This window comes from Streptomyces sp. NPDC059582, assembly GCF_042735715.1.
GTDB lineage: Bacteria > Actinomycetota > Actinomycetes > Streptomycetales > Streptomycetaceae > Streptomyces.
In genome coordinates, this window is record NZ_JBHWCC010000003.1 from 123,387 (window position 1) to 140,700 (window position 17,314).

Sequence of the window (17,314 nt, forward strand, 5' to 3'; positions counted from 1 at the left end):
ATACAGATTTAAACGGACCTCGGTCCGGATCGTGTCAGCAATGTTTCAGCATCTTGGGAGCCCCCACATGTCCGTTCGTATCCTCGCGCTCGTCGGTAGCCTCCGCGCCGGTTCGCACAACCGCCAGCTCGCCGAAGCCGCCGTCAAGCTCGCCCCCGCCGGCGCCGAGGTCGAGGTGTTCGAGGGCCTGGCCGACATCCCGTTCTACAACGAGGACATCGACGTGGAGGGCGACGTCCCGGCCGCCGCCGCGAAGCTGCGCGCCGCCGCCGGCGCCTCCGACGCCTTCCTGCTCTTCTCGCCCGAGTACAACGGCACCATCCCGGCCGTCCTGAAGAACGCCATCGACTGGCTGTCCCGTCCGTACGGCGCCGGCGCCTTCACGGGCAAGCCCGTCGCCGTGGCGGGCACCGCCTACGGCCAGTTCGGCGGCGTGTGGGCGCAGGACGAGACCCGCAAGGCCGTGGGCATCGCCGGCGGCACGGTGCTCGAGGACGTCAAGCTGTCCATCCCGGGGTCCGTCGTCCGCTTCGCGGAGACCCACCCGGTCGACGACGCCGAGGTCGCCGCCCAGCTGACCGAGGTCGTCGCCCGTCTGCACAGCCACGCCGCGGACGTCGCCGCCGCCTGACCGTCGTCACCGCTGCCGCGGGGGCCGGAGCCTTCGGGACCCGGTCCCCGCACGCGTGTCAGTCGAGCTCGGCCAGGAGCGGCACGACCGGGGCCACGAAGCGCTCGATCCAGGCGGCGGGCTCGCCCAGGCGCGGGGCGAGGATCACGGTGTCGATGCCGAGGCCCGCGTAGCCGTCGATGTCCCGCAGGAAGGTCTCGGTGTCGCCGGTGGTCGCGGGTTCGCCGGTGTACGCGATCGTCTTGCGGATCGAGTCGTAGGCGCGCCCCTCGTTCTCGCAGTGCCCGCGCAGCACGCCGAGCTTGTGCCGGATCTCCTCGGGCGAGGCGGCGATCAGGTTGCAGGCGTCCGCGTACCGCGCGACCAGCCGCAGCGTCTTCCGCTCGCCACCGCCGCCGATCATGATCTCGGGGTGCGGCACGCTGAGCGGCGCAGGCACGCACAGGGTCTCGGCGAGCTGGTAGTACTTGCCCTCGAACGGGCCGTCGTCCTGCGGGTCCCACATCTGCAAGCAGATCCGCAGCGTCTCCTCCAGCCGCTCGAAACGCTCCGCGACCGGCGGGAACGACACACCGAGCCCGTCGTGCTCCCGGTCGTACCAGGCCGCCCCGATGCCCAGCGTGGCCCGGCCACCGGAGACCACGTCCAGCGTGGTGGCGATCTTGGCGAGCAGTCCGGGATGCCGGTAGGTCACCCCGGTCACGAGCGCCCCCAGCCGCACGGTGGAGGTGTGTCCGGCGAGGTAGGCGAGGGTCGTGTAGGCCTCCAGCATCGGAGCCTCGGCACCGCCGTTGAACTCCATCTGGAAGTAGTGGTCCATGACCGACAGCCGGCTGACACCCGCCGCCTCGGCCGCGACGCCCGCCGCGGCGAGCTCGGCACCGAGCGCGGGCGCGCCCCCGGCGTGGTCGAACCGGTTGATGTGCACACCCACACGCATGTCCGTCTCCGCTCTCCCGGATCGTGTCCGACCCTTGTGACGCTAGGGCTTCGAGCGCTCTCGAAGTCAAGCGGAACCTGTCGGGCGGACGCAGGCGGAGCAGAGCCGGGCCGGGCCGGGCGAAGGCGACGGACATCGTTCACCGGGTAGTCAAATCTCATTCATAGGGGCGACGGCCGACCGTCTCGTCTGCAAGGGTGAAGCGATGCAGACCGCTTACCGAAGACTGCTCAAGTTGATGCCCCGACTGGGCTTGCAGGTGACCGATCTCGGCCCCGGTGCCGCTGTGGTCTCGCGGCGCGGCGGGCGGGTCCGGATCCCGTTGGGACCGGGTGCCGACGTGCTGGCCCGGGACGACGGCCGGTACACGGTGGCCGGGGCCGGTGAGGACACCTGGGTGGTCCGGCGCCGCAGGACCCGCGCCCAGCGGGAGGAGGGCGTCGCGCAGGCGACCTCCGTCCGCCTCGGCGACAGCGGAGCGCGGCTGCTCCTCGACCCGGCGGCCGGCAACGACGAGCGCAAGCTGCAACTCGCGGCGGCCGAGTACCTCTGCCCGCAGCACGTGGCCGCGATGCTGGAGCTCTACGGCGTGAACTGCGTCTTCGACGTCGGGGCCAACCGGGGCCAGTACGCCCGGCGGCTGCGCCGGTTCGGCTACACCGGCCGGATCGTCTCCTTCGAGCCCACGTCTGAGCACTTCGCCGTACTGGAGAAGGCCGCCGCGGACGACCCGGACTGGTGGGTGTACCGGTACGGCCTCGGCCGTGAGGACACCGCCAGCACCATCCACACGGGCTGGAACACGATGAACTCCCTGCTCCCGCCCAGCGAGTACGGCAAGGACCGCTATCTCCGGTTCGCGAAGAGCGACAGCGAGGAGATCGAGATCCGGCGGCTGGACTCGATGATGGAGAAGGCCCTCGACGGCATCGACGAGCCCCGCCCGTTCCTCAAGATGGACACCCAGGGCTACGACCTCGAGGTGTTCGCCGGTGGCGGGGACCGGGTCGCGGAGTTCGTCGGCCTGCAGTCGGAGGTCGCCGTGCTGCGGCTGTACGAGGGCAGCCCGCCGATGACCGAGGCGATCGGTGTGTACGAGGCCGGCGGCTTCGGGATCACGGGGATGTACCCGGTGACCCGGGAGGCACAGACCGGGCGCGTGATCGAGTTCGACTGCGTGATGATGCGCGCGGACGCGGTCCCCGGGACGGACTGAGCCGACCCCACCGCCGCGCTTCCCCCGGCGCCGTGGCTTCGCCAGGGCGGCCGGGGGTCAGCCGTGCGCGGGTGCGGCGAGCGCGGCGGCACGCTGCGCGAGCAGCCGGACGGCCAGCTCGCCCCACCGGACGTTGGCGCGTTCGAGGGCGAGGCCCGCCTGCAGGGTGAGGTAGGGGCCGATGCGCTCGCCGGTCGCGCAGTACTCGTCCTCGGAACGTCCGGCCAGGAGGCGCTCGCGGCCGCGTTCGTACCGGGCGAGCTTGGCGGCGGACCGCTCCGTGCGCCGGACGATCTCGGCGCGGACGACCTCGAGGTCGCCGAGGTCGACGCACTGCACCTTGACCAGCAGCTCGTCACGGATGGCGAGCGGCTTCGCCGGGTCCTCGGCGAGGAAGGCGCGAACGGCGTCGAGCCCGGCCTCGGTGAGCGAGAAGAGCCGCTTGTCGGGCCGACGCTCCTGCCGCACCATGCGCGCGGCGACGAGCCCCTCGCCCGCCATGCGTTCCAGCTCCCGGTAGATCTGCTGCGGGGTGGCCATCCAGAAGTTGGCGACCGAGGCCTCGAATCCCTTCGCAAGGTCGTACCCGGACGCCTCACCCTCCAGAAGGGCGGCCATCACCGCGTTACGCAGAGCCATGCGGCCCAAACTAACACCCGCTGATCAGCCGACGTCCGGGCCGAGCCGAGCCGCTCAGCGGACCGGCTCGCCGATGCCCAGCAGGTTCCCCTCGCTGTCCCGGAACCAGGCGCCGCGCTCGCCCCGGGCGCCCTTGCTCGGGTAGTTGCCCTCGACCTCGGCGATCCCGTCCCTGGTCCGCATCCCGGGTACGTCGACCTCTTCGAACACCACACCGCGCCGCCGGAGCTCCACGACGACCCTTTCGAGGTCGTCGACCGTCCACGCCATCTGCGTGAAGGTGCCGGGCGAGGCTCCCGTCGACCGGAAGAGCACGAACTCCGTGCCCCCGCACCGGTACAGCAGCCCGCCGGGCCGTTCGTCGACGGGCTCCAGACCGAGCTGTGCGGAGTAGAAGCGCCGCGCCCGGTCCAGGTCCTGGGCCGGGAGCCTGGTCGCCACGTGCACCGCCCGGCCCAGGCCCCCGCTGTCGTCAGCCGCGTTCATGTCCACCACTGTGCCGTGCCCGGCGACCGGGCGCCGGGAGGCCGGGACGGACCGCGCGTCGGTCAGGCCGCGAGGCGCTCCACGACCTCCTTGGCCTTGACGACCGCGTCCTGGTGGGCGCGCTCACGCGAGGCCTCGAACAGCGGGACGAGCTCGGACATCGCCGGGTTGTGCGGGGCCATCGTGAGCTCGGGGACGATGAAGTCGAGGTCCAGGGCGAGGGTGTCGCGCAGGACGGCCTCCAGGTAGTTCTGTACGTATTCGAAGCCCTCGCGCGGGGTGCCGGGGGCGTAGGAGCCGCCGCGGCTGGCGATCACAGTGACCGGGGTGCCCTTGATCCTGGACTCCTCCGTCATGGCGGTGCGACCCATCAGGATCACGTTGTCCAGCCACGCCTTGAGGGTCGACGGGATCGTGAAGTTGTACATCGGGGCGCCGATGACCACCGCGTCCGCCCGTTCCAGCTCCTCCACCAGCCGCACCCGCTCGGCGAAGGCCGCGGCCTGCTCGGGCGTGTGTGTGGCGGGGTCGGCGAAGCCGGCCGTGTGGGCGTCCGCGGTCAGGTGCGGGACGGGGTTCGTGGCGAGGTCGCGGTAGATCACCGTGCCCTGTGGGTGCTGCTCCTGCCAGGTCTTGCGGAAGGCGTCCGTGACGGAACGGGACGCGGACGCCCCGTGGGGGAACACGGACGAGTCGATGTGCAGCAACGTGGCCATGGGTGTCTCCAGACATACGGTGCCCACCGGGGGAGGTGGGCTGAGGTTTCGTACCTAGCTATAGATAACACAGGTACTTACTATTTTTCATCCCCGAATTTTCAGGCGGTATCCTGGGCGCATGGCGATCGACGGGGTCCGGAGCGAAGCGACCCACAGCCCAGCGGCGTGCTCACAGGTGGACGGCGGTATCACGCGCGTCTTCGGCCTGCTGGGCAAGAGGTGGACGGGTCCGATCGTGGCCGTCCTGCTCGGGGGGCCGGCGTACTTCGCCGACCTGCGCCGGGCCGTGCCCGGCATCAGCGAGCGCATGCTGTCGGATCGGCTGACGGAGCTCGGCACGGCCAAACTGGTGGTGCGCGAGGTCGACGAGGGTCCGCCACTGCGGGTCTCCTACGAGCTGACCGCGTCGGGGCGCGCGCTGGCGCCCGCCCTGGAGGAACTCCGACGGTGGGCCGAGACGCATCTGCCGGACAGCGAACCCTGCGGGGAGACGGCGGCGAACTGACCCGGTGGCCGTCCGGGCGTGAGGGGGGTCTGGTCACGTTGCGGCTTCCCCTCGGGCTCACCTGTTCGAGAATCCGAACGAGGTTCGGAGATTCGATCAGGGAGTAGGGGGTCCCCAGCAGCGTCAACGGTTCGCGCACGACCCGCTGAGCCCGGTGCGAAGCCTGTGGCGGTGACTGTGACCCGCCAACTCCCCGCCTCCGCGTGGGACGTTCCCTCACCGGTACGCCAGACGTTACCGTGCGGTAGAACTCGCAGTCCCGCAGGAGTCCCGGAGCCGTCCCGGAGGAGTCCCGTATGACGCTCGACCGTTCCGCCGGCCTGGCGGAGACCGCCCGCGCGCTGGCCTCCGGGGAGGTGACGTCCCAGTCCCTCGTCGAGGACGCGCTGGCCCGGATCGAGGCCACTCAGAGCACGCTCAACGCCTTCCGGATCGTCCGGACGCGGGCCGCGCTCGCCGAGGCCGCGGCGGCGGACGAGCGGCTGGCCGCGGGAGCGCGGCGCCCGCTGCTCGGGGTGCCCGTGGCCGTCAAGGACGACATGGACGTCGCGGGCGAGCCGACCGCGTTCGGCTGTCCGGGCGAGTTCCCGCCGGTCGCGGAGGACGGCGAGGCGGTACGGCGGCTGCGCGCGGCCGGCGCCGTCGTCGTCGGCAAGACCAACACCTGCGAGCTCGGGCAGTGGCCCTTCACCGAGGGGCCCGCCTTCGGCGCGACCCGCAACCCGTGGAACACCCAGCACACCCCGGGCGGATCGTCAGGGGGCTCCGCCGCCGCGGTCGCCGCCGGCCTCGTACCGGCCGCGCTCGGCTCGGACGGCGCCGGTTCGGTGCGCATCCCGGCCGCCTGGACCCACCTCGTCGGTATCAAGCCGCAGCGCGGACGCATCTCGACCTGGCCGCTCGGCGAGTCCTTCCAGGGCATCACGGTCAACGGCACCCTGGCCCGTACGGTCGCGGACGCCGCCCTGCTGCTGGACGCGGCGAGCGGCAACCACGCCCTCGACCCGCACCGGCCGCCCGAGCTCGACATCTCGACGGCGGTGGGCCGCGACCCCGGGCGGCTGCGCATCGCACTCGCCCTGAAGCCGCCGTTCACCGCGGCTCCCGCGCACCTGCACCCCGAGGTTCGCGCCCGCGTGGTCGAACTCGCCGAGCGGCTCGCCGCGTCGGGGCACTCGGTCGAGGAGGCCGATCCGCCGTACGGCCGGATCGGACTGACGTTCGTACCACGCGCCACGGCCGGGATCGCCGAGCGGGTCGCCACGGTTCCCTCCCCCGAACTGCTCGACCCCCGCACCCACGGCTCCGCACGGCTCGGCAGGCTGCTCGCCGGGGCGCCGCTGCGGGCCGCCCGGCGCGCCGAGGCGGTCCTGCACCGCCGGATCGGCGGCTTCTTCGACACGTACGACGTGGTCCTGGCGCCGACGACCGCCGCGCCCCCGCCCCGTGTCGGCGCCATGGCCGATCTCAGCGGTCTGGCCACCGACCGTGCCATCATCGCCGCCTGCCCCTACGCCTGGCCGTGGAACGTCCTGGGCTGGCCCGGCGTCAACGTCCCCGCCGGTTTCGTCGACGGAGGCCTGCCGGTGGGGGCTCAGCTGCTCGGCCCGGCGCACAGCGAGCCGCTGCTGGTGTCGCTCGCCGCCCAACTGGAGGCGGAACTGCGCTGGCACGAGCGGTGGCCGCGCACGGCCGCCCTGGACTCACCGGCGGCTTGAGGGCGTTGCGCCCGTACCCTGTGCCCATGGACGACGCGTCGATGGTGGGTCTGATGGGGCGGGTCAGCGGCACGGTCGGGCCCGGGCTGGTCGGCGAAGTGATCGTCCGGGTGCGCGGCGGGGCCGAACACTTCCTGGCGTACGCCGCCACCCGGACGGACCGGATCGAGCGGGGCACGGTGGTGATGGTGGTGGAGTACCTGCCGCCGCGCACGGTCTACGTCACGGCCGCGTACGACAGTTGAGCCCGCACCGCCGCAGGTGAGGGCCTTGTGTGTCAAGGTTGCGACAAGGATCCGTCAGCGTCTTCTCCCCGGGCTTGCGCAGGAGCACACTCCCTTCGTTCGGTGCCGAAAGGGCACCATCCAAAGGGGGCGTATGCCGATGGTCGTCGGCGTCGTTGCGGGGGTGGCGGTAGCCGCCGTCCTCGTTCTGATCGGTGTGTTCAAGATGATGTGGCGGGTCGCAGAACCCAACGAGGCACTCATCATCTCCGGGTCCACGCACAGGACCGAGGGGCTCGAGGCGGGCATGGGATTCCGTATCGTCACGGGGCGCGGCACCCTGGTGCTGCCCGGCGTGCAGGCGGTGCGCAAGCTCTCCCTCGACCTGAACGAGACCGAGTTGCACGTGGACTGCGTGACCCACCAGGGCATTCCGCTCAAGGTGCGGGGCGTGGTCATCTTCAAGGTGGGCGACGACTTCGTGTCGATCGCCAACGCCGGGCGGCGCTTCCTCGACCAGCAGAAGCTGATGTCGGAGCGCGTGCACAACGTCTTCGCCGGTCATCTGCGGTCCATCGTGGGCGGGTTGACGGTCGAGGACATGATCCGGGACCGGGAGAAGCTCACCGGGCAGACCCGGGCCGCCTGCGGTACGGAGATGGAGAAGCTCGGACTGATCGTCGACTCGCTCCAGATCCACGAGATCGAGGACCCGACCGGGTACATCCAGAACCTGGCGATGCCGCACGCCGCGGCCGTCCAGCGGGACGCGCGCATCGCACAGGCGGAGGCGAACCGTCTCGCCACCGAGGCCGAGCAGCAGTCGTTCGCGCGGATGGCGGAGGCCACCCGGGACAGCGAGATCCTCCAGGCCGGCTACCAGGCCGAACGCGACCATGCGGCGGCCAAGGCCCGGCAGTCCGGTCCGCTCGCCGACGCCGCCGCCCGCCAGCAGGTGGTCGTCCAGGAGACCCGGGTGGCGGAGTTGGAGGCCAACCGCCGGGAACAGCAGCTCCAGGCGGACGTCCGCAAGCCCGCGGACGCCAAGGCCTACGAGAAGCGCACCCTGGCCGAGGCCGAGCGCGACGCGCGCATCTCCGCGGCCCAGGCCAAGGCGAAGGAGACGGAGCTGGCCGCGGCGGCCGAGGCGACCCGGGTCAAGGCGGCCGCGAGCGCCGAGGCCCAGGCGACCGAGGCACGGGGTGCGGCGGCCGCCACGGCGACCCGGGCCACCGGTGAGGCCGAGGCCGCCTCGGCCCAGGCCAAGGGTCTGGCGGAGGCGGAGGCGACCAGGGCCCGGGGCCTCGCCGAGGCGGAGGCCATCAAGGCCCGAGCCGCCGCGCTCGCCGAGAACCAGGAGGCGGTCGTCGCCCAGCAACTCGCCGAGAACTGGCCGGAGATCGTCAGGGCCGGCGCGTCCGCCTTCGGCAACGTGGACAACATGGTGCTGCTCAACGGCGCCGACGGCATGGCCGAGTTGTTCGCCAAGGCGCTCACCATGGGCGGGACGGGACTGGGGCTGGCCCGCCAGCTGCTGGCTTCCATGAACCAGAACGGGTCGAGTCCGAAAGGGACTTCGCCGCTGAACGGGATCGCGAACCCGCCGGCGCAGAAGGTGCCGGTGGAGGAGGTCTGACGCCCGGGGCGTACGGCGGTCGGTCGCCGTACGCCCACGTCCCGTACGGTACGCCTCGTGACTGCGTCTACCGATGAGAACGTCCCGGGCCGTCAGGGCCCCACCGCGACCACCGAGGCCGACCCCCGCGAGGTCGGCGGGGTGCGCACCGAGTACGCGCCCGCGCACGACGGCGACCCCGATCCCGGGGAGATCGTGTGGACCTGGGTGCCCTTCGAGGAGAACGACGGCCGGGGCAAGGACCGTCCGGTGCTCGTCGTCGCCCGCGAGGCCGCGGGGACGCTGCTCGCGGTCCAGCTCTCCAGCAAGCGGCACGACGGCGACCGGGAGTGGGTGCCGATAGGCAGCGGGCCGTGGGACCGGTCGGGCCGCGACTCGTGGGTCGACGTGGACCGGGTGCTGCGGCTGCACGAGGAAGGCATGCGCCGGGAGGCGTGCGCACTGGACCGCATGCGCTTCAACCTGGTCAGGCACCGACTGCAGGAACGCTACGGCTGGAGCTGAGGGGCCCGAACCCCTTCCCGGCCACAGCTGAGCTGACGGGCCCGAACCCGTTCCTGGCCACAGCTGGAGCCCGCGTCCGGCGCCCCGTACCCGCCACGGCATTCGCCGCCGGCCCGGCGCTCCGTACGCGCTACGGCTGGAGCCGGCGGGTCGGGAACGCCCGCACGAAGGCCGTCCGGGTCGTCGCGCCCGGTGTGCGGTCCAGTACGCCGAACACCACGCGCTCGAAGGTCCCGGCGAACCGCCTGCCGGGGCCGAGCAGCGCCCGGAAGGCGCCCGCGACCTGCGCCGGGTCGTTGCGGAACACGCCGCATCCCCAGGCGCCCAGCACGAGTCTGCGGTAGCCGTGGGCCGCGGCCGTCTCCAGGACCCGTTCGGCCCGTACCGCCAGGGCGTGCGGCAGCTCGGACGCGCGCTCCGGTGCCGTGCGCAGCACGACGCCCCCGTTCGGCGCCGCCGCGGTCAGGAATCCGGCGACGAAGGTCTCGTCCAGCAGCCGCCCCCGGTCGTCCCGGAAGACCGGTACGGCCGGGGAGTGGATAACCCGGTCGGTGTAGAACGGGTCACGGTGGGCGCGGTGGTGGTCGTAGAACTCCCGGACCCCGAGCAGGCACGTGTACAGCGCGGAGGCGCGGCACAGGGCCTCCTCCTGGGCCTGGGCGCCGTTGAGGTAGCCGCCGCCCGGGTTGCGGGCCGAGGAGAAGTTCAGCACCGCGACCGGTCCGGCGAGCCGGCGGGCGGCCTCCAGGCTGCTCTCGCCGGTGACCTCGAAGACCGTGTCCACGGGCGAAGCGGCTGGTGGCACCCGCACCGGACCCGGACCGTACATCCGTGTGCCCTCGCGTGCGGCCTCGACCGCCGCAGCGATCGACACCTCGTGCCCGGCGGGCGCGCGATACGCCCCGGTGGCGACGATCTCCTGCGTGTCCCGGGCGATGCCGCGCAGGCGCGCGCTCATGGCGCGACCCCCGTACCCGCCACGAACGCGGCCTGCGCGATCTCCCCCGTGGACTCCCCCGTGGACTCCCCCGTCGTGCTCATGAACGCATCGTGAGCGATGCTGGTCCTGCCGTGCAACAGAGTTTCCCGGCCCCGAGAACATGCCGGGAGGGAAGGTTGCGTGCCCTGAAAGTGACGATGCGTACCCTTGTGCGATTCGACTCGACGGTCTTGGGTAGGACGAGCGCTGGCGCCGTCCCGTCGACCCGGGACCGGCGGACCGGTGGAATCTCAGGAGGATCCTGACATGTCCGATTCAATATGTGGCGGTGCGGAAGGCGACTGTACGCAGTCCCGGACCACCCTCACCGAACCCGAGGTGGAAGCCCTGGTCCGGGGCATCTGCTTCAAGACGGGACCACCCCGCACCCTCGGGGTCGAAGTGGAATGGCTCGTCCACGAGCTGCGCAGGCCGCAGCTCCCCGTCACACCCGAACGACTCGACGCGGCCTACGCCGCGCTGCGGACCGTGCCTCTGAGGTCGGCGCTCACCACTGAGCCCGGCGGCCAGCTGGAGCTGAGCTCGCCGCCCGCCGCCTCCCTGACGGAGTGCATCGACATCGTCTCCGCCGACCTCGACGCCGTCCGCGCGGTGCTCCACGAGGACGGTCTCGGCCTCGCGGGCATCGGTATCGATCCCTGGCGAACACCCAGCCGCTTCCTGCGCGAACCGCGCTACGACGCCATGGAGGCCTGCCTGGACCGTACGGGTCCGGCCGGTCGCGCCATGATGTGCAGCTCGGCCTCGGTGCAGGTGTGCCTCGACGCCGGGTACGAGGAACCGGGCGTCCTCGGGCACGGGAGACGCTGGCGGCTGGCGCACACCCTGGGCCCGGTCCTGGTGGCCGCCTTCGCCAACTCCCCCGTGGCCGCGGGCAAGCCCACCGGCTGGCTGTCCACCCGGCAGCTGATCTGGATGGAGATCGGCGCGGGCCGCGCGGGCGCGCCCCCGCTGGACGCCGAGCCGCGCTCCGCGTGGGCCCGGCACGTCCTGGACGCGCCGGTGATGTGCGTACGCCGGGACAGCGGCCCGTGGGACGTACCCGAACGGCTGACCTTCCGGGAGTGGATCAGGTCCGGGACGCCGAGGCCGCCGACCCGCGCGGACCTCGACTACCACCTCACGACCCTGTTCCCGCCGGTCAGGCCGCGTGGCCATCTGGAGCTGCGGATGATCGACGCGCAGCCCGGCGACGACGGGTGGATCGTGCCGCTCGCCGTGACCACGGCCCTGTTCGACGACCCGGAGGCCGCCGAGGTCGCCTACCGGACCGTGAAGCCGCTGGCCGAACGAGCCGTGGGCCTGCCCGCGCCGCACAACCCGCTCTGGGTCGACGCGGCCCGGTACGGGCTGGGCGACCCGGAGTTGCACGAGGCCGCCGTCACGTGTTTCGCGGCGGCCCTGGAGGCCCTGCCCCGGCTCGGCGCCGGCAACCGGGTCGTCGAGGCCGTGGCCGCGTTCACGGAGCGTTACGTGACCCGGGGCCGCTGCCCCGCCGACGATCTGCTCGACCGACTGCGCGACACGACGGACCGTCGCGCGCACGGGAAGGACATCCGCACATGACCGAGCCCGCCCTCGACGCCGAGAACCTCCGCGAGCGCGCGCTGACGTCGCTGATCACCGCCCGGGAGCGCACGACCCTGCTCACCGACTGCGTCGACGAGCCCGATCTGACCGCCCAGCACTCCCCGTTGATGTCGCCCCTGGTCTGGGACCTGGCGCACATCGGCAACCAGGAGGAGCAGTGGCTGCTGCGCACGGTCGCCGGCCGGGAGGCCATGCGGCCCGAGATCGACAACCTCTACGACGCCTTCGAGCACCCGCGCTCCGAACGGCCCACGCTGCCCCTGCTGCCGCCCGCCGAGGCCCGCGCCTACGCGGCGGAGGTGCGCGGCCGGGCCCTGGACGTGCTGGAGAGCACCGCGTTCCACGGGAACCGGCTGACGGAGGCGGGCTTCGCCTTCGGGATGATCGCGCAGCACGAACAGCAGCACGACGAAACGATGCTGATAACCCATCAGCTGCGCTCCGGCCCGCAGGCCCTGACCGCACCGGACCCGGAGCCCGCCCCGCTGGTCACGGGACCCGCCGAAGTCCTGGTCCCCGGCGGCCCGTTCACGATGGGAACCTCCACCGAGCCTTGGGCGCTGGACAACGAACGCCCGGCGCACCGGCGTGAGGTGGCCGGGTTCCACATCGACACCGCCCCGGTGACGAACGCCGCATATCTGGCGTTCATCGAGGACGGCGGTTACGACACCCGGCGCTGGTGGGCGCCGGAGGGCTGGGCGCACATCCGCAAACACGGCATCACCGCCCCGCTGTTCTGGCACAGCGACGGCAGGCAGTGGCTGCGCCGGCACTTCGGCGTCACCGAGGTGGTGCCGCCCGACGAGCCGGTGCTGCACGTCAGCTGGTACGAGGCCGACGCCTACGCCCGCTGGGCCGGGCGGCGGCTGCCCACCGAGGCCGAGTGGGAGAAGGCGGCCCGCCACGACCCGGCGGGCGAGCGCTCCACCCGCTACCCGTGGGGCGACGCCGACCCCACGCCGGACCACGCCAACCTGGGCCAGCGGCATCTGCGGCCGGCCCCCGCCGGCAGCTATCCGGCGGGCGAGTCGCCGCTCGGGGTACGCCAGCTGATCGGTGACGTGTGGGAGTGGACGGCGAGCGACTTCCAGCCGTACCCGGGGTTCCGGGCGTTCCCGTACAAGGAGTACTCGGAGGTGTTCTTCGGCTCCGAGCACAAGGTGCTGCGCGGCGGTTCGTTCGCCGTGGACTCGGTGGCCTGCCGGGGCACGTTCCGCAACTGGGACTACCCGATCCGGCGGCAGATCTTCTCCGGGTTCCGCACCGCCCGCTCGGAGGCCGTCTGATGTGCCGGCATGTGGCCTACCTGGGGGCGCCCGAGCCGCTCGGCCGCCTGCTGGTGGAGCCCCCGCACGCCTTGTACCGCCAGTCGTGGGCGCCCCGGCGGCAGCGGTACGGAACGGTCAACGCCGACGGTTTCGGGGTGGGTTGGTACGCGGAGGGGGACCCCGTGCCGGCCCGGTACCGCCGGGCCGGGCCCATCTGGGCCGACCTGTCCTTCGCCGACCTGGCCCGGGTCGTACGGGCCCCCGCGCTGCTCGCCGCGGTCCGCGACGCGACCCTGTCGGGCGCCGACGCGGAGGCCGCCGCGGCACCGTTCGGGACGGGCCCCTGGCTGTTCAGCCACAACGGCGCCGTGACCGGCTGGCCGCACTCGCTGGCCGCCGTCTCCCGGAGCCTGCCGCCCGAGGACCTGCTGTCGCTGGAGGCGCGCAACGACTCGGCGCTCGTCTGGGCGCTGGTCCTGCACCGGCTGCGCGCCGGTGACGAGGCGGGCCGGGCACTGTCCGGCACGGTCGTCGAGGTGGCGGCCGCGGCGCCGGGGTCCCGCCTCAACCTGCTGCTGACCGACGGCGAGACCATCACCGCGACCGCCTGGGGCGACACCCTCTGGTACCTGTCGCAACCCGGCCTCCGCACCGTCGTGGCCTCCGAGCCCTACGACGACGATCCGCACTGGCTTCAGGTCCCCGACCGCACGCTGCTCGCGGCGAGCCGCACGGAGGTGCTGCTCACCCCGCTCAAGGAGCCGAGCGCCGAGGCGGCACCCGCATCCCTGAAGGAGCCCTGTTCGTGAGCCCGTTCCAGATCACCCGCACCCTTCCCGAGGACGCCACGGACGCCGCCCTGCGCGCCGACGTCCTGCTCGGCCTCACCTCCGACCCCAAGACACTGCCGCCGAAGTGGTTCTACGACGCCCGCGGCAGCGATCTGTTCGAGCAGATCACCGAGCTGGACGAGTACTACCCCACGCGCGCCGAGCGCGAGATCCTGGCCACCCGGGCCGGCGAGATCGCGGCGGCGACCGGGGCCCGCACCCTGGTCGAACTCGGTTCCGGGTCCTCCGAGAAGACCCGGTACCTGATCGACGCCCTGACCGACCTGCGCACCTACGTGCCCGTGGACGTCAGCGAGAGCGCGCTCGACCAGGCCGGCCGGGCGCTGGCCGCCGAGCGGCCGGGGCTCGACGTGCACGCGCTGATCGCCGACTTCACCGGCGCGCTGACCCTGCCGGACACGCCGGGTCCCCGGCTGGTGGCGTTCCTCGGCGGCACGATCGGCAATCTGCTGCCGGCCGAGCGCGCCGGCTTCCTGGCGTCCGTACGGGCCATGCTCTCGCCCGGTGACGCCCTGCTGCTCGGCACGGACCTGGTCAAGGACGAACAGGTGCTGGTCCGGGCGTACGACGACGCGGCCGGAGTGACGGCGGAGTTCGACAAGAACGTGCTGGCCGTCGTCAACCGTGAGCTGGGGGCCGACTTCGAGCTCGACGCGTTCGACCATGTGGCCCTGTGGGACGCGCGGCACGAGTGGATCGAGATGCGGCTGCGCGCGCGGACCGAGCAGACCGTGAAGATTCCCGCCCTGGATCTCGCCGTCGACTTCAAGGCCGGCGAGGAGTTGCGCACGGAGGTGTCGGCGAAGTTCCGTCAGACCGGCGTCCGTACCGAACTCGCGTCCGCCGGGATGGAGTTGGCCCACTGGTGGACGGACGCGGAGGGCCGCTTCGCGCTGTCGCTGAGCACCGCGCGCTGAGCGCGGACCGCCGCCCGAGGGGGTCCGTCGGCGCCGGCCGGCCCGGCGTACCCCCTCGGCGGAAGGCAGGCCCGACGCCTCGCGGTCCGGCGCGGCGTGGGGCACCGTGGAGTGATCCGTGACATGTCCGTCACGGCGGAGAGGAGTACCCGCATGTCGAACCACACCTACCGGGTCACGGAGATCGTCGGCACCTCGCCCGAGGGCGTCGACCAAGCCGTCCGCAACGGCATCTCCCGCGCCTCGCAGACCCTGCGCAATCTGGACTGGTTCGAGGTGACACAGGTCCGCGGCCAGATCGACAACGGCACCATCGAGCACTGGCAGGTCTGCATGAAGGTCGGCTTCCGCATCGACGAGACGGACTGACACCGCCGTACCCGCGCGCCATCGCGGGTGTCAGGTCCGCCCCTCGTGCTCCTGGGCGGCCTCCAGCGCCGCCGACGGGACGCTCCAGCGCGCCCGGACGACGGTGAATCCCGCACGCTCGGCGTCGTCGCACACGAGTTCGTCGTCGTCCACGAGCACGCTGACCTCCCGGGTGCGCGCGAGACGCCGCAGGATCTCCAGTTTGGTGCGCCGGGCGGGCCTGCGGTCGTCGTTGCGCCTCATGTACACCCGCCCCTCGGGCAGCCCCTGCGCCGCGAGCCAGTCGAGCGTGTCGGGACGGCACCGCTCGGGCCGCCCGGTGAGATAGACGACCTCGCACTCCCGCGCGCTCGCCACGGCCAGGGCCACGCCCTCGGCGATCGGCGGGTCCTGCGGGGCGGCCGCGAAGAAGGCCTCCCAGTCGCGCGGGCTGCGCTCCAGGAACCGCTGCCGGTGCGCGGTGGAGGCGAGGGTGTTGTCCAGGTCGAACACCGCGAGGGGTCGTTTGCCGCTGTCTGTCACCCCGCCACCCTAGACACCCCACGTCGAACCGCACGGGCCGGATGGATCATCCTGCTCGCATGCCTTCCGTGCCCCCCGCCACCCGTACGTCCCTGACCGGCGCCGCCGGCCGACGCCCCTGCGCCCTGGTCGTCTGCCGGGGCTGCTGCTGCGGCGACCCGCGCAAGCACCCCGGCACGGACCACGTCCGGCAGCTGGAGCGGCTGCGCGCGGCGGCGGCCGAGCACGGCTTCCCGGTCCGTACGACCGACTGCCTCGGCCCGTGCGACCAGGCCGACGTCAACGTCGTACAGCCCTCGGCAGCGGGCCGGCCGGCGGGCGGGCGGCCCACCTGGATCGGGTTCGCCATGGACGACGACCGTACGGAGGAGGTCGTGGCGTGGGCCGCCGCGGGCGGCCCCGGCGTTCGCCGCGCCACCGGCCACGCTGGAGCCGCAGTTCGTCCGGCCCCCGCGCGACGCCCGGGTGCGCTCGCGCCGCTGGCCTCCGGGCCGGGGAATCCCGAGGGCCGCCCGGTGTTGAACCCGGTATGAGTTCCGTGATCGCCTCGGCCCGCTTCTCCGTCCTCGACCGCTCCCGCACCCGGGAGGGCCGGCCGGCCGCCGAGGCGCTGCGTGACACCGTGCGGCTGGCGCGGGAGGTGGAACGGCTCGGCTACCACCGGTTCTGGGTGTCGGAGCACCACGGCGTACCCGGGGTGGCCGGTTCCGCGCCGACCGTGCTGGCCGCCGCCGTGGCCGGCGCGACCCACACGCTCCGGGTCGGCACCGGCGGGGTGATGCTGCCCAACCACCGGCCGCTGGTCGTGGCCGAGCAGTTCGGCGTGCTGGAGTCGCTCTTCCCCGGGCGCATCGACATGGGACTGGGCCGGTCCGTGGGATTCACCGACGGGGTGCGCCGGGCACTGGGGCACGACAAGGACGACGCCGAGGAGTTCGCGGCCCAGCTCGACGAGTTGCTCGGCTGGTTTCGCGGCACCTCGCCGACGGGGGTGCACGCGCGGCCCTCGGAGGGCCTGACCGTGCCACCGTTCGTGCTGGCCATGGGCGAGGGCGCGGACATCGCGGCCCGCGCGGGCCTGCCGATGGTGATCGGCGATCTGCGCGACCGCGAGAAGATGCGGCGCGGCATCGACCACTACCGCGCCCGCTTCCGGCCCTCCCCGTGGGCTGCGGAGCCGTACGTCGTCGTCTCCGGCTCGATCGCGGTCGCCGCGACCCCGGAGGCGGCCCGGCGGCTGCTGGTCCCGGAGGCGTGGTCCATGGCGTACTCGCGCACGCACGGCAGTTTCCCGCCGCTGCCCGCGGCCGAGGCCGTCGAGTCCCGCACGATGACCGCGAAGGAACGCGGCTTCTACGAGTCCGGTCTCAGCGGGCACATCGCCGGCACCGAGGAGCAGGTCGCGCGGGAGCTGGAGACGGTTCTGAAGGAGACGGACGCGCAGGAGGTGCTCGTCACCACCAGCACGTACGACCGCGAGGCCCTGTTCGACTCCTACCGGCGGCTCGCGGGCATCGTGCGCCCGGGTGCGGCCGCCGGGTGACGGCGGCCGCGGGGCGCTCGGGGTCCTCGGCCG

Annotated in this window: 19 protein-coding genes and 1 pseudogene; 14 read left to right on the forward strand and 6 right to left on the reverse strand. The window is 72.8% G+C overall.

What is annotated here, in order from left to right:
* Nucleotides 1-67 precede the first annotated feature (67 nt).
* Nucleotides 68-631 (forward strand): NAD(P)H-dependent oxidoreductase, encoded by a 564-nt coding sequence (locus tag ACFV0T_RS04170; protein ID WP_385774204.1) that lies wholly within the window; start codon nucleotides 68-70, stop codon nucleotides 629-631.
* Nucleotides 632-689: 58 nt separating this feature from the next.
* Here the strand turns inward: ACFV0T_RS04170 and ACFV0T_RS04175 are convergent, their stop codons facing one another.
* Nucleotides 690-1,571 (reverse strand): LLM class F420-dependent oxidoreductase, encoded by an 882-nt coding sequence (locus ACFV0T_RS04175; RefSeq protein ID WP_385774206.1) that lies wholly within the window; start codon nucleotides 1,569-1,571, stop codon nucleotides 690-692.
* A gap of 205 nt (nucleotides 1,572-1,776) precedes the next feature.
* On the opposite strand from ACFV0T_RS04175, the gene ACFV0T_RS04180 reads away from it, so the two are divergent.
* Entirely contained in the window at nucleotides 1,777-2,787 is a 1,011-nt protein-coding gene (locus ACFV0T_RS04180; RefSeq protein WP_385774208.1) for an FkbM family methyltransferase, read from the forward strand.
* A 57-nt stretch (nucleotides 2,788-2,844) separates the two neighbouring features.
* Here the strand turns inward: ACFV0T_RS04180 and ACFV0T_RS04185 are convergent, their stop codons facing one another.
* The 3 genes from ACFV0T_RS04185 to ACFV0T_RS04195 all read right to left on the reverse strand — a co-directional run bounded on the left by ACFV0T_RS04185 (nucleotide 2,845) and on the right by ACFV0T_RS04195 (nucleotide 4,628).
* Nucleotides 2,845-3,426 carry a PadR family transcriptional regulator gene (locus ACFV0T_RS04185; protein WP_385774210.1) on the reverse strand — a complete coding sequence of 194 codons (582 nt, stop codon included), beginning with the start codon at nucleotides 3,424-3,426 and terminating at the stop codon, nucleotides 2,845-2,847.
* Nucleotides 3,427-3,480: 54 nt separating this feature from the next.
* The gene (locus tag ACFV0T_RS04190; protein ID WP_385774211.1) at nucleotides 3,481-3,912 is read right to left on the reverse strand and encodes a VOC family protein; all 432 of its coding nucleotides are present in this window, start codon (nucleotides 3,910-3,912) and stop codon (nucleotides 3,481-3,483) included.
* 62 nt (nucleotides 3,913-3,974) lie between these two features.
* Nucleotides 3,975-4,628 carry an FMN-dependent NADH-azoreductase gene (locus ACFV0T_RS04195; RefSeq protein ID WP_385774213.1) on the reverse strand — a complete coding sequence of 218 codons (654 nt, stop codon included), beginning with the start codon at nucleotides 4,626-4,628 and terminating at the stop codon, nucleotides 3,975-3,977.
* Between the two features lie 121 nt (nucleotides 4,629-4,749).
* Between ACFV0T_RS04195 and ACFV0T_RS04200 the strand changes: the two genes are divergently transcribed.
* The 5 genes from ACFV0T_RS04200 (at nucleotide 4,750) to ACFV0T_RS04220 (ending at nucleotide 9,218) form a co-directional block, all read left to right on the forward strand.
* Entirely contained in the window at nucleotides 4,750-5,136 is a 387-nt protein-coding gene (locus tag ACFV0T_RS04200) for a winged helix-turn-helix transcriptional regulator (protein ID WP_385774215.1), read from the forward strand.
* A gap of 296 nt (nucleotides 5,137-5,432) precedes the next feature.
* On the forward strand, nucleotides 5,433-6,854 hold the full coding sequence (locus ACFV0T_RS04205) for an amidase (RefSeq protein WP_385774217.1): 1,422 nt from the start codon (nucleotides 5,433-5,435) through the stop codon (nucleotides 6,852-6,854).
* A 26-nt stretch (nucleotides 6,855-6,880) separates the two neighbouring features.
* Complete coding sequence (locus tag ACFV0T_RS04210) at nucleotides 6,881-7,099, forward strand: hypothetical protein (protein WP_385774219.1); 219 nt, start codon at nucleotides 6,881-6,883, stop codon at nucleotides 7,097-7,099.
* A gap of 133 nt (nucleotides 7,100-7,232) precedes the next feature.
* The gene (locus ACFV0T_RS04215; RefSeq protein WP_385774221.1) at nucleotides 7,233-8,714 is read left to right on the forward strand and encodes an SPFH domain-containing protein; all 1,482 of its coding nucleotides are present in this window, start codon (nucleotides 7,233-7,235) and stop codon (nucleotides 8,712-8,714) included.
* Between the two features lie 57 nt (nucleotides 8,715-8,771).
* On the forward strand, nucleotides 8,772-9,218 hold the full coding sequence (locus ACFV0T_RS04220) for a type II toxin-antitoxin system PemK/MazF family toxin (RefSeq protein WP_385774223.1): 447 nt from the start codon (nucleotides 8,772-8,774) through the stop codon (nucleotides 9,216-9,218).
* A 130-nt stretch (nucleotides 9,219-9,348) separates the two neighbouring features.
* Here the strand turns inward: ACFV0T_RS04220 and ACFV0T_RS04225 are convergent, their stop codons facing one another.
* Nucleotides 9,349-10,176 carry a TIGR02452 family protein gene (locus ACFV0T_RS04225; protein WP_385774225.1) on the reverse strand — a complete coding sequence of 276 codons (828 nt, stop codon included), beginning with the start codon at nucleotides 10,174-10,176 and terminating at the stop codon, nucleotides 9,349-9,351.
* A gap of 288 nt (nucleotides 10,177-10,464) precedes the next feature.
* Between ACFV0T_RS04225 and egtA the strand changes: the two genes are divergently transcribed.
* The 5 genes from egtA to ACFV0T_RS04250 all read left to right on the forward strand — a co-directional run bounded on the left by egtA (nucleotide 10,465) and on the right by ACFV0T_RS04250 (nucleotide 15,216).
* Complete coding sequence (gene egtA / locus ACFV0T_RS04230; RefSeq protein WP_385774227.1) at nucleotides 10,465-11,784, forward strand: ergothioneine biosynthesis glutamate--cysteine ligase EgtA; 1,320 nt, start codon at nucleotides 10,465-10,467, stop codon at nucleotides 11,782-11,784.
* Nucleotides 11,781-13,097, forward strand: coding sequence for an ergothioneine biosynthesis protein EgtB (gene egtB / locus ACFV0T_RS04235; RefSeq protein WP_385774229.1), 1,317 nt, complete (start codon nucleotides 11,781-11,783; stop codon nucleotides 13,095-13,097). The genes egtA and egtB overlap by 4 nt, the downstream gene beginning before the upstream one ends.
* A complete protein-coding gene (gene egtC, locus ACFV0T_RS04240) occupies nucleotides 13,097-13,888 on the forward strand; it encodes an ergothioneine biosynthesis protein EgtC (RefSeq protein WP_385774231.1) in 792 nt (263 codons plus the stop codon). The genes egtB and egtC overlap by 1 nt, the downstream gene beginning before the upstream one ends.
* On the forward strand, nucleotides 13,885-14,847 hold the full coding sequence (egtD, locus tag ACFV0T_RS04245; protein WP_385774233.1) for an L-histidine N(alpha)-methyltransferase: 963 nt from the start codon (nucleotides 13,885-13,887) through the stop codon (nucleotides 14,845-14,847). Before egtC ends, egtD begins: the two co-directional genes overlap by 4 nt.
* 153 nt (nucleotides 14,848-15,000) lie before the next feature.
* On the forward strand, nucleotides 15,001-15,216 hold the full coding sequence (locus ACFV0T_RS04250) for a dodecin (RefSeq protein WP_385774235.1): 216 nt from the start codon (nucleotides 15,001-15,003) through the stop codon (nucleotides 15,214-15,216).
* Between the two features lie 30 nt (nucleotides 15,217-15,246).
* On the opposite strand, the gene ACFV0T_RS04255 is transcribed toward ACFV0T_RS04250, so the two are convergent.
* Nucleotides 15,247-15,738, reverse strand: coding sequence for a hypothetical protein (locus ACFV0T_RS04255; protein WP_385774237.1), 492 nt, complete (start codon nucleotides 15,736-15,738; stop codon nucleotides 15,247-15,249).
* A gap of 59 nt (nucleotides 15,739-15,797) precedes the next feature.
* On the opposite strand from ACFV0T_RS04255, the pseudogene ACFV0T_RS04260 reads away from it, so the two are divergent.
* Nucleotides 15,798-16,260: pseudogene (locus tag ACFV0T_RS04260) on the forward strand ((2Fe-2S) ferredoxin domain-containing protein).
* 7 nt (nucleotides 16,261-16,267) lie between these two features.
* Complete coding sequence (locus ACFV0T_RS04265) at nucleotides 16,268-17,281, forward strand: LLM class flavin-dependent oxidoreductase (protein ID WP_385774239.1); 1,014 nt, start codon at nucleotides 16,268-16,270, stop codon at nucleotides 17,279-17,281.
* Nucleotides 17,282-17,314 lie beyond the last annotated feature (33 nt).

What these genes read in the sequence shown, in the direction of transcription:
- ACFV0T_RS04170 (WP_385774204.1), top strand. Translation starts at nt 68, where the DNA reads ATGTCCGTTCGTATCCTCGCGCTCGTCGGTAGCCTCCGCGCCGGTTCG.
- ACFV0T_RS04175 (WP_385774206.1), bottom strand. Translation starts at nt 1,571, where the DNA reads ATGCGTGTGGGTGTGCACATCAACCGGTTCGACCACGCCGGGGGCGCG.
- ACFV0T_RS04180 (WP_385774208.1), top strand. Translation starts at nt 1,777, where the DNA reads ATGCAGACCGCTTACCGAAGACTGCTCAAGTTGATGCCCCGACTGGGC.
- ACFV0T_RS04185 (WP_385774210.1), bottom strand. Translation starts at nt 3,426, where the DNA reads ATGGCTCTGCGTAACGCGGTGATGGCCGCCCTTCTGGAGGGTGAGGCG.
- ACFV0T_RS04190 (WP_385774211.1), bottom strand. Translation starts at nt 3,912, where the DNA reads ATGAACGCGGCTGACGACAGCGGGGGCCTGGGCCGGGCGGTGCACGTG.
- ACFV0T_RS04195 (WP_385774213.1), bottom strand. Translation starts at nt 4,628, where the DNA reads ATGGCCACGTTGCTGCACATCGACTCGTCCGTGTTCCCCCACGGGGCG.
- ACFV0T_RS04200 (WP_385774215.1), top strand. Translation starts at nt 4,750, where the DNA reads ATGGCGATCGACGGGGTCCGGAGCGAAGCGACCCACAGCCCAGCGGCG.
- ACFV0T_RS04205 (WP_385774217.1), top strand. Translation starts at nt 5,433, where the DNA reads ATGACGCTCGACCGTTCCGCCGGCCTGGCGGAGACCGCCCGCGCGCTG.
- ACFV0T_RS04210 (WP_385774219.1), top strand. Translation starts at nt 6,881, where the DNA reads ATGGACGACGCGTCGATGGTGGGTCTGATGGGGCGGGTCAGCGGCACG.
- ACFV0T_RS04215 (WP_385774221.1), top strand. Translation starts at nt 7,233, where the DNA reads ATGCCGATGGTCGTCGGCGTCGTTGCGGGGGTGGCGGTAGCCGCCGTC.
- ACFV0T_RS04225 (WP_385774225.1), bottom strand. Translation starts at nt 10,176, where the DNA reads ATGAGCGCGCGCCTGCGCGGCATCGCCCGGGACACGCAGGAGATCGTC.
- egtA (WP_385774227.1), top strand. Translation starts at nt 10,465, where the DNA reads ATGTCCGATTCAATATGTGGCGGTGCGGAAGGCGACTGTACGCAGTCC.
- egtB (WP_385774229.1), top strand. Translation starts at nt 11,781, where the DNA reads ATGACCGAGCCCGCCCTCGACGCCGAGAACCTCCGCGAGCGCGCGCTG.
- egtC (WP_385774231.1), top strand. Translation starts at nt 13,097, where the DNA reads ATGTGCCGGCATGTGGCCTACCTGGGGGCGCCCGAGCCGCTCGGCCGC.
- ACFV0T_RS04250 (WP_385774235.1), top strand. Translation starts at nt 15,001, where the DNA reads ATGTCGAACCACACCTACCGGGTCACGGAGATCGTCGGCACCTCGCCC.
- ACFV0T_RS04265 (WP_385774239.1), top strand. Translation starts at nt 16,268, where the DNA reads ATGAGTTCCGTGATCGCCTCGGCCCGCTTCTCCGTCCTCGACCGCTCC.